At 43.0% G+C, this 14,242-nt stretch carries 18 protein-coding genes; 10 read left to right on the plus strand and 8 right to left on the minus strand.

What is annotated here, in order from left to right:
• The first annotated feature begins 35 nt into the window (after positions 1-35).
• Entirely contained in the window at positions 36-1,442 is a 1,407-nt protein-coding gene (hemY, locus tag LG330_RS07150; RefSeq protein WP_404408596.1) for a protoporphyrinogen oxidase, read from the plus strand.
• A 24-nt stretch (positions 1,443-1,466) separates the two neighbouring features.
• Here the strand turns inward: hemY and yhfH are convergent, their stop codons facing one another.
• Entirely contained in the window at positions 1,467-1,595 is a 129-nt protein-coding gene (gene yhfH / locus LG330_RS07155) for a protein YhfH (protein ID WP_404408598.1), read from the minus strand.
• 174 nt (positions 1,596-1,769) lie between these two features.
• Here yhfH and LG330_RS07160 point away from each other — a divergent pair, with 174 nt between their 5' ends.
• The 3 genes from LG330_RS07160 to LG330_RS07170 all read left to right on the plus strand — a co-directional run bounded on the left by LG330_RS07160 (position 1,770) and on the right by LG330_RS07170 (position 5,251).
• Entirely contained in the window at positions 1,770-2,534 is a 765-nt protein-coding gene (locus LG330_RS07160) for an MBL fold metallo-hydrolase (protein ID WP_404408600.1), read from the plus strand.
• The gene (locus LG330_RS07165) at positions 2,518-3,510 is read left to right on the plus strand and encodes a lipoate--protein ligase (protein WP_404408602.1); all 993 of its coding nucleotides are present in this window, start codon (positions 2,518-2,520) and stop codon (positions 3,508-3,510) included. The genes LG330_RS07160 and LG330_RS07165 overlap by 17 nt, the downstream gene beginning before the upstream one ends.
• A 187-nt stretch (positions 3,511-3,697) precedes the next feature.
• The gene (locus LG330_RS07170; RefSeq protein ID WP_404408604.1) at positions 3,698-5,251 is read left to right on the plus strand and encodes a fatty acid--CoA ligase family protein; all 1,554 of its coding nucleotides are present in this window, start codon (positions 3,698-3,700) and stop codon (positions 5,249-5,251) included.
• Positions 5,252-5,583: 332 nt separating this feature from the next.
• Here LG330_RS07170 and LG330_RS07175 read toward each other — a convergent pair whose 3' ends face one another.
• Together LG330_RS07175 and LG330_RS07180 are read right to left on the minus strand one after the other, a co-directional pair.
• A complete protein-coding gene (locus LG330_RS07175) occupies positions 5,584-5,835 on the minus strand; it encodes a hypothetical protein (RefSeq protein WP_404408606.1) in 252 nt (83 codons plus the stop codon).
• A 5-nt stretch (positions 5,836-5,840) separates the two neighbouring features.
• Positions 5,841-7,469, minus strand: coding sequence for an ABC1 kinase family protein (locus LG330_RS07180; RefSeq protein WP_404408608.1), 1,629 nt, complete (start codon positions 7,467-7,469; stop codon positions 5,841-5,843).
• Positions 7,470-7,614: 145 nt separating this feature from the next.
• Here LG330_RS07180 and LG330_RS07185 point away from each other — a divergent pair, with 145 nt between their 5' ends.
• Entirely contained in the window at positions 7,615-8,391 is a 777-nt protein-coding gene (locus LG330_RS07185) for an enoyl-CoA hydratase-related protein (RefSeq protein ID WP_404408610.1), read from the plus strand.
• A 105-nt stretch (positions 8,392-8,496) separates the two neighbouring features.
• On the opposite strand, the gene LG330_RS07190 is transcribed toward LG330_RS07185, so the two are convergent.
• Positions 8,497-9,054 carry a helix-turn-helix domain-containing protein gene (locus tag LG330_RS07190; RefSeq protein ID WP_404408612.1) on the minus strand — a complete coding sequence of 186 codons (558 nt, stop codon included), beginning with the start codon at positions 9,052-9,054 and terminating at the stop codon, positions 8,497-8,499.
• 111 nt (positions 9,055-9,165) lie between these two features.
• Between LG330_RS07190 and LG330_RS07195 the strand changes: the two genes are divergently transcribed.
• The 4 genes from LG330_RS07195 (at position 9,166) to LG330_RS07210 (ending at position 11,470) form a co-directional block, all read left to right on the plus strand.
• Positions 9,166-9,885, plus strand: coding sequence for an AzlC family ABC transporter permease (locus tag LG330_RS07195; RefSeq protein WP_404408614.1), 720 nt, complete (start codon positions 9,166-9,168; stop codon positions 9,883-9,885).
• Positions 9,882-10,184, plus strand: coding sequence for an AzlD domain-containing protein (locus tag LG330_RS07200; protein ID WP_404408616.1), 303 nt, complete (start codon positions 9,882-9,884; stop codon positions 10,182-10,184). Before LG330_RS07195 ends, LG330_RS07200 begins: the two co-directional genes overlap by 4 nt.
• 75 nt (positions 10,185-10,259) lie before the next feature.
• The gene (locus tag LG330_RS07205) at positions 10,260-11,078 is read left to right on the plus strand and encodes a YihY/virulence factor BrkB family protein (RefSeq protein ID WP_404408618.1); all 819 of its coding nucleotides are present in this window, start codon (positions 10,260-10,262) and stop codon (positions 11,076-11,078) included.
• Complete coding sequence (locus tag LG330_RS07210) at positions 11,078-11,470, plus strand: thiol-disulfide oxidoreductase DCC family protein (protein WP_404408620.1); 393 nt, start codon at positions 11,078-11,080, stop codon at positions 11,468-11,470. Before LG330_RS07205 ends, LG330_RS07210 begins: the two co-directional genes overlap by 1 nt.
• A 169-nt stretch (positions 11,471-11,639) precedes the next feature.
• Here LG330_RS07210 and LG330_RS07215 read toward each other — a convergent pair whose 3' ends face one another.
• The 3 genes from LG330_RS07215 to LG330_RS07225 form a co-directional block, all read right to left on the minus strand.
• The gene (locus tag LG330_RS07215) at positions 11,640-12,041 is read right to left on the minus strand and encodes a hypothetical protein (RefSeq protein ID WP_404408622.1); all 402 of its coding nucleotides are present in this window, start codon (positions 12,039-12,041) and stop codon (positions 11,640-11,642) included.
• 126 nt (positions 12,042-12,167) lie between these two features.
• Positions 12,168-12,542, minus strand: coding sequence for a hypothetical protein (locus LG330_RS07220; RefSeq protein WP_404408624.1), 375 nt, complete (start codon positions 12,540-12,542; stop codon positions 12,168-12,170).
• 142 nt (positions 12,543-12,684) lie between these two features.
• A complete protein-coding gene (locus LG330_RS07225) occupies positions 12,685-12,924 on the minus strand; it encodes an IDEAL domain-containing protein (protein ID WP_039808385.1) in 240 nt (79 codons plus the stop codon).
• Positions 12,925-13,132: 208 nt separating this feature from the next.
• Here LG330_RS07225 and LG330_RS07230 point away from each other — a divergent pair, with 208 nt between their 5' ends.
• Complete coding sequence (locus LG330_RS07230; RefSeq protein WP_404408626.1) at positions 13,133-13,771, plus strand: competence protein ComK; 639 nt, start codon at positions 13,133-13,135, stop codon at positions 13,769-13,771.
• Here the strand turns inward: LG330_RS07230 and LG330_RS07235 are convergent.
• Positions 13,711-14,106 (minus strand): hypothetical protein, encoded by a 396-nt coding sequence (locus LG330_RS07235; protein WP_404408628.1) that lies wholly within the window; start codon positions 14,104-14,106, stop codon positions 13,711-13,713. The genes LG330_RS07230 and LG330_RS07235 overlap by 61 nt on opposite strands.
• Between the last annotated feature and the right edge of the window lie 136 nt (positions 14,107-14,242).

A 14,242-nucleotide genomic window follows, 5' to 3' on the forward strand; every position in this document is an offset into this window, starting at 1 on the left:
ATTGAAAATCCAGTTTACAGAAAGTGATGATTACTGTGACACAGTCAAAGCGGAAAATTGTCATTGTTGGCGGCGGGATCACAGGTCTTGCCGCAGCATACCGGGCACAGGAAAAAATAAATAACGAACAGCTGGACGCAAGTATTACAATCATTGAAGCCAACCACCGTCTCGGTGGGAAAATCCAGACAGTGGTACAGGATGGCTTTGTGATTGAACGCGGACCGGATTCATTTCTTGAGCGCAAGAAAAGTATGGGGCGGCTGATCAAAGACGTTGGGCTGGATCACAAGCTGGTACCTAATGCGACAGGCCAGGCATTTATTTTAGTCAATGATAAGCTGCATCCGATGCCAGGCGGCGCGATCATGGGCATCCCTACTCAAATCAAGCCTTTTCTGATCACAGATCTGATCTCATTAACTGGTAAGCTGAGAGCTGCCGGCGACTTTGTTCTGCCTAAATCAGATCATCGGCAGGATCAGTCGCTCGGCACATTTTTCAGAAGAAGACTTGGAAATGAAGTGGTTGAAAATCTGATCGAGCCATTATTGTCCGGTATTTATGCAGGGGATATTGATCAGATCAGCCTTCAAGCCACTTTTCCACAGTTCGGGAAGCTTGAACAGGACCATAGAAGTCTGATTGCAGGTATGAAAAAGACTTCACCTGCAGCAAAGAGAAAGCCCGGTGCTAAAAAACAGAGTATGTTTTTAACGCTGTCTACGGGTCTTGAATCACTTGTCCAAAAGCTTGAATCATTGTTAACGGACTGTGAAATGTTAAAAGGAACCAGGGTTGAATCAATCAGCCGTGGTGAGAAATATACGCTGTCCCTGAACAACGGGACTGAAATTGAAGCTGATTCAGTGATTTTCACCGTGCCTCACTATACTGCAGGAGCAGTTTTCGGAGAATCAGGACTATTAAGTCAGATCGAAGAAGTTCCGGCTACTTCTGTTGCAACAGTCGCAATGGCTTTTGACAAAGATGAAGTAGAGGATATTCTTGATGGCACAGGCTTTGTAGTATCAAGAAACAGCGATTATACGATTACAGCATGTACCTGGACGCATAGAAAGTGGCCGCATACGATTCCTGATGGAAAAGTGCTGCTCAGATGCTATGTAGGCCGCGCAGGAGATGAAACTGTCGTAGATCTGTCTGACGACCAGATTGAGAAAATCGTCATTGATGATTTAAATAAAATCATCAAAGTGAAAAGCAGGCCAGACTTTACAATCGTCACCCGCTGGAAAAAAGCAATGCCACAATATACAGTCGGTCACAGAGAACGAATGGCTGATGTCAGAACAAAGCTTGAAAAAAGCTACCCGGGTGTTTATCTCGCGGGCGCTTCCTACGATGGAATCGGATTGCCTGATTGTATTGATCAGGGGGAAGCAGCAGCTCGTCAGGCACTTAACTTTATAGAACAATAAAAAAAGCGCCGATTGGCGCTTTTTTTATTGTGTTCCTACACACTTGCTGCAGACAGTTGTATAAGCTTCAGCCTGCTCTTCCATATGTTCTCCACAAGATGCACATTTCTTTGGCGGCAGGTTTCTGAAGAATTCCATTACGTTTTCAAGCATGATCATCAGCCTCTCTTTTATGTTTTGTACTAGTACTAATTTGTTGTTATATGTATTGTATTATAACAGAGGATGAAAAGTCAAGGAATATTCTGAAAAAAAGAAGATAAGTGAAAAGATATTTTTTTTGAAGTATAGTAAAAGGTAGAAAACGCATAAGAGGAGGCTTTTGTCATGCAGATAACCGTTGTGGGATTTTGGGGAGGCTACCCGGCTGCAGGTGAAGCGAGCACAGGTTATTTAATTGAAGAAGACAATTTCAAGCTGTTACTTGATTGTGGAAGTGGTGTACTAGCACAGCTGCAACGCTACATTTCACCTGAAGAGCTTGATGCCATGCTGATCACGCATTATCATGCAGACCATACAGCTGATATTGGCGTCCTGCACCATGCACTGCTGATTCAGCACTTTCTGCAAAACAAAGATTTTCACGTGAAAGCCTTCGGGCATACTGAAGATCAGCAGGGTTTTGAGATGCTTCAATATAAAGATCAGATGAGCAGTGAAGCCTATCATCCTGATCAGTCACTTAACATTGGTCCTTTTACAGTCACCTTTTTAAAAACTACCCATCCAGTGCCGTGTTATGCTGTACGTATTGAGAGTGAGTCAGGTACGATGGTATTTACAGCAGACTCTGCTTATCAGGAGTCGTTTATTCCTTTTGCAAAAAATGCAGACCTGCTTATTGCTGAGTCTAATTTTTATAAGGGAATGGATGCATCAGGAGCAGGGCACATGACCAGTACTGAAGCTGCAGAAATCGCGCATCAGGCAGGAGTGAAAACACTGATACTGAGCCATCTTCCTCATTTTGGCGACCTGAATCAGCTGCTTGAAGAAGCACAGGAAGTATACAGTGGTGAAACACTGCTTGCATCATCAGGACTGACCATTACATATCAAGGAGGAAAATCACATGTTATTCATCGATAATAAAGGAATCACGGATCCAAAAATTAACCTTGCGATTGAAGAGTATGCACTAAAGAATTTAAATGTAGAAGAAGAATCTTATCTATTGTTCTATATTAATAAACCATCCATTATCATTGGTAAAAACCAAAATACGATTGAAGAAATCAATACAGATTATGTTGAAAAAAACAATATCCAGGTCGTTCGCAGGCTCTCAGGCGGAGGAGCAGTCTATCATGATCTCGGTAACCTGAATTTCAGCTTTATCACTAAAGATGACGGTGAAAGCTTTCATAACTTCAGAAAGTTCACTGAGCCGGTTGTAGATGCATTAAACCAGATTGGTGTTCCAGCAGAGCTTAAAGGAAGAAACGACCTGCTTGTCGGAGAAAGAAAAATTTCAGGTAACGCTCAGTTCTCTACTAGAGGAAGAATGTTCAGTCACGGGACACTTATGTTTGATTCAGAAATTGATCATGTCGTTTCCTCACTTAAAGTCAGAAAAGACAAGATTGAATCAAAAGGAATTAAATCAATCAGAAGCCGTGTTGCTAACATTTCTGAGTTCCTTGAAGAAAAAGTAACGATTGAAGAGTTTAAGCAGCTCATTCTGCGTCACATATTTGGAAGTGAAGAAGAAATTAAAGAATATGTATTGACTGAAGAGGACTGGAAAAAGATCCATGAACTTTCTGAGCAGCGCTATCAGCAGTGGGAGTGGAACTTCGGAAAATCACCAAAGTTCAACCTGCAGCACTCACACAGATTCCCGGTAGGCAGCATTGATGTTCGTCTTGATGTAGAAAAAGGCAGCATTGAAAACTGCAAAATCTATGGCGACTTCTTTGGGGTTGGCGATGTAAGTGAAATAGAACAAAAGCTGATCGGCACACGCTATGAGCGCGCAGAAATTGATAAAGCGCTTGAAGGTGTGGATTTGCAGCATTACTTTGGAGATGTTGATCGTGAAGAGTTTATTGATTTATTATACTAAGCTTAAATTAAAAGAGACTGGGCCATTGTCCAGTCTTTTAATTTCCACTCAATGAAAGCGTTATCTTGATTACCACACGTCACTCCGTTATAATTAGTGTGAATATTCGCTTCTTTGTGATCTTTAATGAATGACTGTTCATTCACAAAAGCGGACATATAACCAAACGTAAAAGGGGATGGATTGGTTGAATTTATCAGATCGTTTACAGGAGGCTGCTGAGCAGTTTGCCGGCAAAACCGCCTATCATTTTCTGGATCAGTCAGCTACATATGCTGAACTGAATGGCGCTGTGAATAAAATGGCTAATTACTTTGACAGCATTGGCATCAAAAAAGGGGACCACGTAGGACTATTGCTCGGAAACTCGCCGCATTTTGTGATTGCGATGTATGCAGCACTCAGAACAGGGGCTACAGTGATCCCGATTAATCCGATTTATACACCGGATGAAATTGCTTATATCATTCGTGATGGGGATGTAAAAGCAATTGTTGCACTTGATCTGCTGCTGCCACTGATTGAAAAAGCACATGCAGCACTGCCTTCAGTTGCTCATTACGTTGTATGTGAGACAGAGCAGGGAACGGCTGAAAAGCTTGAAGCACTTCCTGAAGAAGTAAAAGGAAAAGTCATTGCTTTTACGCAGGCAATCGGCACACAGCAGCCTGTATTTAAAGGACCTGAATTAAATGAAGATGATACAGCCATCATTCTTTATACTTCCGGTACAACAGGGAAGCCAAAAGGCGCTATGCTTTCGCATGAAAACGTTTACTCAAATGCGAAGGATGTAGCTGTATACCTGAATATCACCAGAGATGACCGCGTCGTCACAACGCTTCCGATGTTTCATGTATTTGCGTTAACAGTTGTGTTGAATGCACCGCTGATCAATGGCGGAACAATGCTGATTGTACCAAGATTCAGTCCGAAAGATGTATTTAATGTTGTTGAAAAACATAAAGCAACCGTATTTGCAGGCGTGCCTACAATGTATAACTTCCTGCTTCAATATCCTGAAGCGGACAGTAATAGCTTTGAAAGTGTGCGTCTCTGCATTTCAGGGGGAGCATCACTGCCTGTTGCACTGCTTGAAAACTTTGAAAATAAATTCAATGTCAGAGTTTCAGAGGGTTACGGCCTGTCTGAAGCAGCACCGGTTACGTGCTTTAACCCGCTTGACCGGGATCGAAAAGCCGGCTCAATTGGTACATCGATTACAAATGTTGAAAATAAAATCGTCAATGAGCTTGGCGAAGAAGTACCGGTTGGTGAAGTGGGCGAACTGATCGTAAAGGGACCGAATGTGATGAAAGGCTATTACAAAATGCCTGAAGAAACAGAAGTGACAATCCGTGACGGCTGGCTTTATACAGGCGACCTTGCGAAGCAGGATGAAGAAGGATACTTCTATATCGTTGACCGTAAAAAGGATATGGTCATTGTCGGCGGCTACAACGTGTACCCGCGTGAAGTGGAAGAAGTTCTATACACGCACCCGGCAATTGTTGAAGCTGCAGTCGTAGGTGTGCCGGATCCAAACTTCGGTGAAGCTGTACATGCATATGTTGTCTTAAAAGACGAGTCCGTCACAAAAGATGATCTGCTGGCATTCTGTGCTGAAAAGCTTGCGAAATACAAGGTGCCGACAGTGATTGAATTCATTGAAGAGTTACCGAAGAATACAACGGGGAAAATTTTGAGAAGAGCATTGCGTGATCAGGTGAAGCAGTCGTAGGACTTTATATGAATGGGAGGAGACAGGGGGGACCTGTCTTCTTTTTTGTATGGTATGAAACCGGCGTTCAATTGTGGGTGGAGGTGATTCAATTAATTTGGGTGATGGTACAATTATTCTTTCCAGTGAGTCAAATCCATAGCTTTAAAGAGGGAATGAGTCAATTAATCAAAGAGATTATTCAATTCCACGTACCGCTGAACCATATATGATCACCCATGATCCAATAAATAGAATGGCCGTTATGCGAAGATAGTCAGAGCGGCAGAAAACCTGTCATATAAAATGAAAACACTCCGCCAACCCATGACGGAGTGTTTTCACGAACCACCTTACAAATTGGGTTTCTTATATCCTGAAAAGAATCTCAGAATCAAATTAAAAGGAAACAGGATCGGATAACCGGCAACATCCGCTTTTCTCAAAAATTCAATAAACGAAAGCTTGACCTGACGCTGCTGCTGAATTTTTTCTTTATTTCCGCGGACGGTTACTCTGTAGCCATCTTCAAGTCCTTCAAGCTTAGCCTCAAAAGGTCCCTTTGAACCTTTGCGTTCACGTTCTACTTTTGGTTCTTCCGTCATGTTCTTCACTCCTCATAGTCAGTCTGGATTTTTTGGGATATTGTTCTCACCCGAATCAGGCCGAATAAGGTAATCAATCCGGCACCGCCGGCAATCAGCCATTCCTCGAGAAAGACTGCGCCGTGAAGGGCAGTAAATGGAATCAGTGTAAAATACACGGCTTCTCTTCTTCTGCCGGCAAGGTCTTTCATGCGGCTGTCTTTCTTCCGGTATGCTTCCATTGATCTTCTGTAGCGCTTTGGTTCTTCTAATGCATCAAGTATTTTTGAAGGGAAAGACAGGTAAGGCTGAATCGTTCTCAGCACAGTTTGTCCAATAGTCCCCTCACCGCCACGGTCAGCAGTCCAGCGGACAATTGTTGGGCGTGCCATTTCGATAAAGTCAGCTTCAGGATAGATCGTATAGATGACACCTGTAAATGTTGAAAGTGCTCTGCCGAAGAATGCGAATTCAGTTGGGAGCTGAATCGGCTGTGTTCTGACGATATCCTGAACATCCTCAAGCAGCTTTTCCATCATCAGGCTTTCTCCGTCCTGCCAGTCACCGCTTTTATAGACTGCGACAACTCTTTCCACAATTTCCTCTAAAATATCCTTATCTGCTGATGGAAGAAGAAACTTCATGTCTTCAAGGGCACTGACCACTTCTCCGTAACGTTCAAAGATGACACCTTCAACTGCGCGCTGTACAGCTTCTGCGTCATTTTTCCGAATGATGCCCACCATACCAAAGTCAATCAGGACAATCGTGCCGTCTGATTTAATTAAAATGTTGCCGCCGTGCGGGTCTGCATGGAACATTCCTTCATTTAACAGCTGATCTACAAATAACAGAAGTAATCTTTCGGCAAGGTCCTCACGATTCAGACCGTGCTTATCAAGGAAGGAAAGGTCCGTTATCTTTGAACCTTCTATCCATTCCATGACGAGTACGCGGCGGGTTGTATACTCTTCGTAATACCTTGGAACAATGACGCCTTCAGTGTCTTTAAAGCGTTCTTCAAAAGCCACACCGTTTTGCAGTTCTTTCTTAAAGTTCAGTTCATCACCAATGACATTGACCATTTCACTGTACAATGCATCAAGGTCAGCCTGCTTCCCGAACTTCGTAAATTTCTTGGCAAGCCAGATGACGATTTTCATTGCTTTAAAATCCGTGCGGATAATATAATCAATCCCCGGCCGCTGAACTTTTATTGCAACAGAATCACCGTTATGTAGCCATGCGTGATAGACATCTCCAATAGAGGCAGAAGCTACAGGCTTTTCTGAAATTTTATGGACCATTTCGCCATAATCGGTATTCCATTCATCTTCAATGACTTCTTTCGCTTTTTCCCATGGAACGGGAGGCACGCGGTCAGTTAAGCCTTCTAGTTCAATAATAAACGAGCGTGGCATAATATCAGCCCGTGTTGATAGGAATTGACCGACTTTAATCATAAGTCCTTCAAGCTTTAATGAAGTCTGTTTATATTCCCGGGCCTGTTTGCCGGCCAGGTCAGACCATTTTTTCTCAACGGAAGGATCCCACCTGCCCCGGTATCTGCGGTTGAAAAAATACACCTGCAGAAAAAACTTAACAGCCATCGTTACAATTTTATAAATGCGGTAAGCAGCTACTTTTTTCGTCACAAACACCTTCTCTCATGCCCTCACTCAGCTAATTACAGTTTACCACGCGGGCTTAAAACTAAACGGATATGAATGTGCAGGAAGCGTGAACGAGTGCTACAATATGTAAATGAAAGTGCTTACATATTTTGAGGAGGATTCAGTCATGGAAACGATAAAACTTGAACAGAAAAATGGGATTGCAACGATCACTTTAAATCGTCCGGAAGCAATGAATGCATTTAACTATCAGATGCTGTCAGAGCTTGGGCAGACAGCTGAAGCTTTAAGGATTAATCCAGACGTCAGAGTTGTTGTGATAAGAGGTGCAGGGGATAAAGCCTTCAGTGTCGGAGCGGATCTGAAGGAAAGAAAGACGCTTACTGAACAGCAGGTAAAGCGGAATATTTATAAAATTGGAGAGGTATTCAGTACGATTGAAGCACTGCCGCAGCCTGTTATTGCCGAGATCAATGGACATGCTTTTGGAGGCGGAATGGAGCTTGCGCTGGCGTGCGATTTCAGAGTAGCGGATAGTAAGGCGAAGATGGGACTGACTGAGACAAGCCTTGCGATTATTCCAGGGGCAGGAGGTACACAGCGGCTTCCAAGAATCATAGGAGAAGCAAAGGCGCTCGAACTGATTCTGACTGCCAAACGATTTACCGGGGAAGAAGCGTATGAATATGGACTGCTGACGAAGGCTGTTGACCAGGCCACTCTGCATGATGAAGTGCTGGCGCTCGCTGAAGCGATACTTGCAAATGGACCCGTCGCTCTTCAACAGGCAAAGTATGCAATTAAGGCCGGTATGAATACGGACCTTCAGACGGGGTTAAAGATTGAGAGAAAAGCATATGAGATTACGATTCCGACAGAAGACAGAGTAGAAGCGCTGATTGCCTTTTCTGAAAAGAGAAAGCCTGAGTTCAAGGGGAAGTAAATCGAGTGGGAGTAAATTAGTGAGGTGTCAGGAAAGAGTGGATGTGGCGGGGTGGGGACCATATAAAAAATGCATGGTCCCCTTAAACGCAGTCAGATTGGAGGATTATCCCTCTGTATAATGGATCACCATTTGACAGACTGTGCGGTCATTCCCCTCATTCTTATAATCATGAGGCTGGTCCGCCTTAAAGCGAATAGAATCACCGCTTTTTAAAATGTAGTCTGTACCTGCAATGATCATAATCAGTGCGCCTTCAATAACAGTCATATATTCTTCCACTCCGCTGCCATGGCTTTCACTTTGATAATGACAGCCCGGGTCCAGTTCCACCCTATAGCCTTCCCACTGTCTGACAGGATCAAATGTGAAGATCGGATAGACCCGATATCTGCCGTGATCTTCCTCGAGCATTTCAACTGTCTCAGCACGGATGACAGTAACGTCACTTACTGGCGCAGCGAGCAGGGAAGAAAATGATATTTTTAAACCGTTGGCAATTTTCCAGATCGTGCCGACAGAAGGGTTTGCATCACCGCGTTCGATTTGACCGAGCATGGCTTTACTGACGCCGGTTAATTGCGCAAGTCTGTCCAGTGACAGATCCCTGTTTTTTCTCAGCAGCCGGAGATTACCTCCGAGCTGTTTTTTAATTTCATCCAAAAAATTCACCTCATCGGGTTGTTTATTATAATGTACATTTGTATAATATAATAAATTGTCTTGTTGAATTTATTGTAAACGATTCACGCTGAAAGAGAAAGGGGTTTAATTATGCAAATGGCTGCAGTCAGTGAACAGAAATCAGGCTTCAGAGCCGGCATAAAAGCAGGGGTCAGTATCGCTGTGGGCTATTTGCCGGTTGCACTTACATTTGGACTGCTTGCAAAAACGACGGGGCTTACTTTATTTGAATCAGTATTAATGAGTCTGCTTGTGTTTGCGGGGGCTGCACAATATATTTCATTATCACTGATCGCAGCAGGCGCAGGAGCTGCTGTGATTATTTTTAATACATTTATCGTTAATATCAGGCACTTTTTAATGTCAGCTTCTTTAAATGAAAAGATGGAGCCTGAAACGCGTGCGAAAAAATCGATTTATGCGTTCGGTCTGACAGATGAAACCTTTACTGTTATTGCGACCAGGGAAGGAAAGACGACAACCGGCTTTGCATTCGGGGTGATGCTGATCGCCTACGGAAGCTGGGTTATAAATACCGGTATCGGTCACGTAATCGGGGCCAGCCTTCCTGAGTTTCTGCAGCAGGCAATGTCAATCGCGCTTTATGCGATGTTTGTCGGTCTCTTAGTTCCTTCCTTAAAGAAAGAAATGAAGGTTGTCTATCTTGCGGGACTTGCTGCTGTGTTAAACAGTGTATTTACATTAAGCGGACTGCTTGATACCGGCTGGGCAATTGCTGCATCGACGCTGATCTCTGCCATGGCAGTTGAAGTCATGATGGGACTCAGGAAAGGGGCTGAGCTCAAATGAATATGATCCTGATTATTATCGGTATGGCGATTGTGACGTATATCCCGCGTGTGCTCCCGCTGACTGTACTTGAAGGAAAAGAGCTTCCTCCGTTTTTTCAGAGTGTACTGAAAAACATTCCTTACGCAGTACTCGGTGCACTTATTTTTCCAGGCATTTTATTTATACAGGACGATATCTGGTTTGGCATTGCCGGCGCAGCGGCTGCATTTTTGCTTGCATTTTTGGGGGCGGATGTCATGATTGTTGTGCTTGGGTCTATTGTATTTTTATCAGTATATATGCTGATAGGCGGCTAACGGATTAATTTTTCTTCAATAAGGGAAAACATAAGGGCAGTCAGCAGACCCTACGTGTTTTTGGAGGAGAAAAAGATGTTTAAAAACAGAATAAAGTATGCAGGAAGCCGGTTTTTTAAAGAGGGCTATTATGATCATGCTGCACAGACAGCTTATTATTTTATGCTGTCATTATTTCCTTTTTTAATCATGGTCGTTTCAAGCACCAGCTTTTTACCGTTTACATCGAATGACCTGATTGAAGTCATCAGACCGTATGCGCCTCAGGAAACGTATGGCCTGATTGAATCAAACTTAACAGCGATTCTGGATTCAGGGCAGGGAACGATTATTTCAATCAGTTTTCTGTCTACAATGTGGCTTGCTTCAATGGCCATTCAATCACTGGTCCGGTCATTAACGGATATTTATAAAATTAAGAGGCGCGAAAGCTATTTAAAGGGCCTGGTTAGCGACTTTTTCCTGACAATCGGCTTTGCTCTGATTTTACCGCTGACGATTTTGATTCCTTTAGTGGAAAATGTGGTTCAGCGAATCGCGGAAGAGACCTTTTTATTTGAGGCGGACTGGCTCGTATTATGGACGCCGGTCAGGTGGGGAATTGGTACCGTCATTTTGTTTGTCTTCTTTTGGGTGCTCTACAGGCATTTGCCTAAGCACGGACTATCGTGGAAGGACGTGCTTCCCGGTGCAATATTCGCCGTGATTTTCTGGCAGCTGATCTCTGAAGGGTTTTCTCTTTTTGTCGGCTATGGAAATTACCGTCAGCTATACGGTCAGCTGGCATCTGTCGTGATTATGATGATCTGGTTCTACCTGACAGCTGCTGTATTGCTGTTTGGCGCTTTATTAAATGTGTATGGTAAGGAAGGTAAGGAAAGGGGAAGTGAATAATGTCAGCTGTTGTATTGTTCGATGGTGACTGTAATGTGTGTGACTGGAGCGTTCAATTCATTATGAAGCATGACCGTGCCGGCTACTTTCACTTTGCATCGCTGCAGGGGGAAGTCGGACACAAAATGCGCACGACATTTGACGTGCCGCCAATGATTGATTCTGTACTGCTGGTCGAGCAGGACAGGCTATATACGAAATCTGACGCTGCGCTGAGGATCTGCCGGTCACTCGATAGCCCGGTGAAGTTTTTATCACTGCTGCTGATTGTGCCGCGGCCAATCCGTAACCTGGCGTATGATTCCTTTGCAAGAAACAGATTTCACTGGTTCGGGAAAAAGCAGTCGTGCAAGCTGCCAACACCTGAAGAAAGACGCAGACTGATTGATTAGTCTGCGTTTTTTTAATGAATTTCAAAATCGTGCCGGATCATTCCTTCGCTTTCCGCGGACGAACGTTTGAGCCTCCTCAGGCAGAAGGGCACTGCCTTCCGGGGTCTCGCACGATCGTTTTTCCGCAGGAGTCTACGGAATGATCCGTCACTTTTATTACTTTTAGAAGTCAGGTGTTTCTTTCTTGTTTGTCATACATATCTTCAAGGGTCAGGTAGCCTTTTGATTTTTTGAGCGGGACTCTGTATTCGTAGCAGTAGTCTTCTAAATGGTGGAAGAGGTCTTTATCGTTATATTTATAGAGCTTTGGGGAGTGGCCTTTATAAGTCTTGATGACATCGGCTTTCGCTGACCAGTTCTCGTGTGTGAATTGTATCTGGCTGACGTCTGAGTGATTCAGCTCTCTTCTGCGAATAGGCCAATTCATCAGAAATGTACGATGAATCAACTTGCTGCCCTGGATTGAAAAGGTGTAGTGGGTAAACAGAAGTAGAAAGTGATATAGCATGACAGCCATGAAAACGTAGCGCCAAAAAGTTTCGTCCCATGAGAAATTAAGAAAAACAGCCATAAAGAACTTTCCTTAGCTTCTGTGGATTCTGATACATCTCTTTTTTGCATAATGTCCTCCTGTCAATCAGTCGTGCTTCAATTCTACCATAACTGGAAACTGGTGGAATTAAAAAAAGAAGGCATCTCAGCCTTCTTTTTTGTCGCTTTGAATGGGTGTGTAGTTTTTAGCACGGAACTGATCCTTCAGCAGCTGGATGCTTAAAATGAGGCATAGCATACCAGTCAGCCAGATCAATCCTGCCACGCCAAGCAGAAAATGAATTTCATCTGATACATTTTCAACTGTAGGGTCATTGAAACCACCGCTGAGGCCCATAAAGAATACAATATAGGCAATCATCGTCAGACCAAGGTGGGCAGCCAGCCATAAAAAAGCAGTTTTCATACGCGGAGCGCGTCGGATTGAATAAAGTACAAAAATAATTGCGGCAATCACGGCTGCAACGAATCCCCATTCGATGATGAGCAGGAATGTGCTGTTCAGTTCTTCAGTCAGCATGAGCGGGCTCCTTATCATGAATTGTTTTAGATATGTCTATTATTCATGATTTTTGCCTGAAATGCCACTCTGGAACGGGCAATTTTGTGACAAAAGTTGAACCCCCTGCATATTTGTTGCCTGTTTGCAGGGGGCTCAAGTACTACACACCGTGTGTGTCCTCTAATGTATTTAATTCTGCTGAGTACTTCATAAAAGCGTCTTGATCTTTGTTATCTAACGCTTCATTAATAGCTGTTACAAGCTGTTCCTTGCGATGACGGACCAGAATTTCATTTAATACCATGTCCACGTAAATCTCCATCATCGTCATTTCACTGGATTGTTTCTGAGGGACGGTTGACTCATTCATAAACTCTGCGAACGATTTGTTGTTTTCCATCTTCATCACCTCTGCTACTTTTTTTCATTATAGAGAATATCAGCGATAATATCAACAGAAAGTTTTAAATTTTTAGACAATATGAATTTAAAGCAGGATTTATACCAGATTGTTCGGGACGACACGAACATATTTGATAAAAATTATGTATACATCTGAATGATATTTGGTATATGATAATCCCATAAAAATATAAAGGAGTGATAAAATGGAATTTATGACAGCCCAGGAAACATACACTGTCAGTGCAAGTACAATGATTTTAGAACCGAGGATTGAAGATGGCGGTTTAACAGGAACGATTATTCATGAAAAAGGAAGATTACCTTTTGCAGTCGATATGAAACCAATGGAGATTATGGAGCACTCGTGTTTATATTACTTCTCATCCTACGAAGGACGCAAAACCTCATCAAGATTCCTCACCAGCTTCAGTCATAAGCCTCCCATCGTTGTTGATCCGATATCAGATATTTATTTCTTCTCGACCCATTCCGACTCAAATAAGAAAAATTATTGGATTGCACTCAATCACGTTGTCAGTATGGAAAAAAATGATGATTTGAGCAATGAAACAACACTTACTTTGTCAGGAGACAGAACGATTACACTTCCAATCTCACGGCGCGCAACGCATCTGCAGTATTTGAAAGCCTCAGTACTCTCCCTTAAGCTGCATCAAAACATCAATGAGATCCGTGAAAAGTCAGAAGACACCTACAAGTCGAGGCTGAATAAGAAACGCTTTGGGTTTGCTGAATACCTCGACAGAATTGAACACGCAGATCATGAACGGATCAACCCTGATGACGGTGGCGACAGCGACTTTAAACGGCCGATCAAATAATATCTCAGCAGATTTTCAACGTGATTTCTGAGCCGTGGATTGAAATAGTTATGCTGTTCTTCATAACCCTGGTACACAAAAAGATACATGGTGAAAGCTTCATCAGATTTTAATTTTACGACCTTCATATCGTGATCTCTCATATACTTTTTCAGGGTTGCAAGCTCACGCTGAACGGCAATCATCGTTTCTTCAATTAATTCAATATAAGGTCTCGGGAGCTTCACACCACTCTTTTCAATCACAATCTGATCACGTTCAAGAATCTTCAAAACCATCGGCAGGTAAAAAGCATTCTCCAGCCGGTCCCGATCCTCACCTGGAATCTTTGTCATTGAAATCTCCTCCTGTATAACGAACGTGTGTTCTATATCATTTTACACAGATTTTCTGAATTTACAACTGGATTATGTTTGCATTATTCACAAATAAATCTGATAATAGAACAAGCGGTTTATCTCGAAAGCCGAA

This window comes from Jeotgalibacillus malaysiensis (genome assembly GCF_044789845.1).
Taxonomy (GTDB): domain Bacteria; phylum Bacillota; class Bacilli; order Bacillales; family Jeotgalibacillaceae; genus Jeotgalibacillus; species Jeotgalibacillus malaysiensis_A.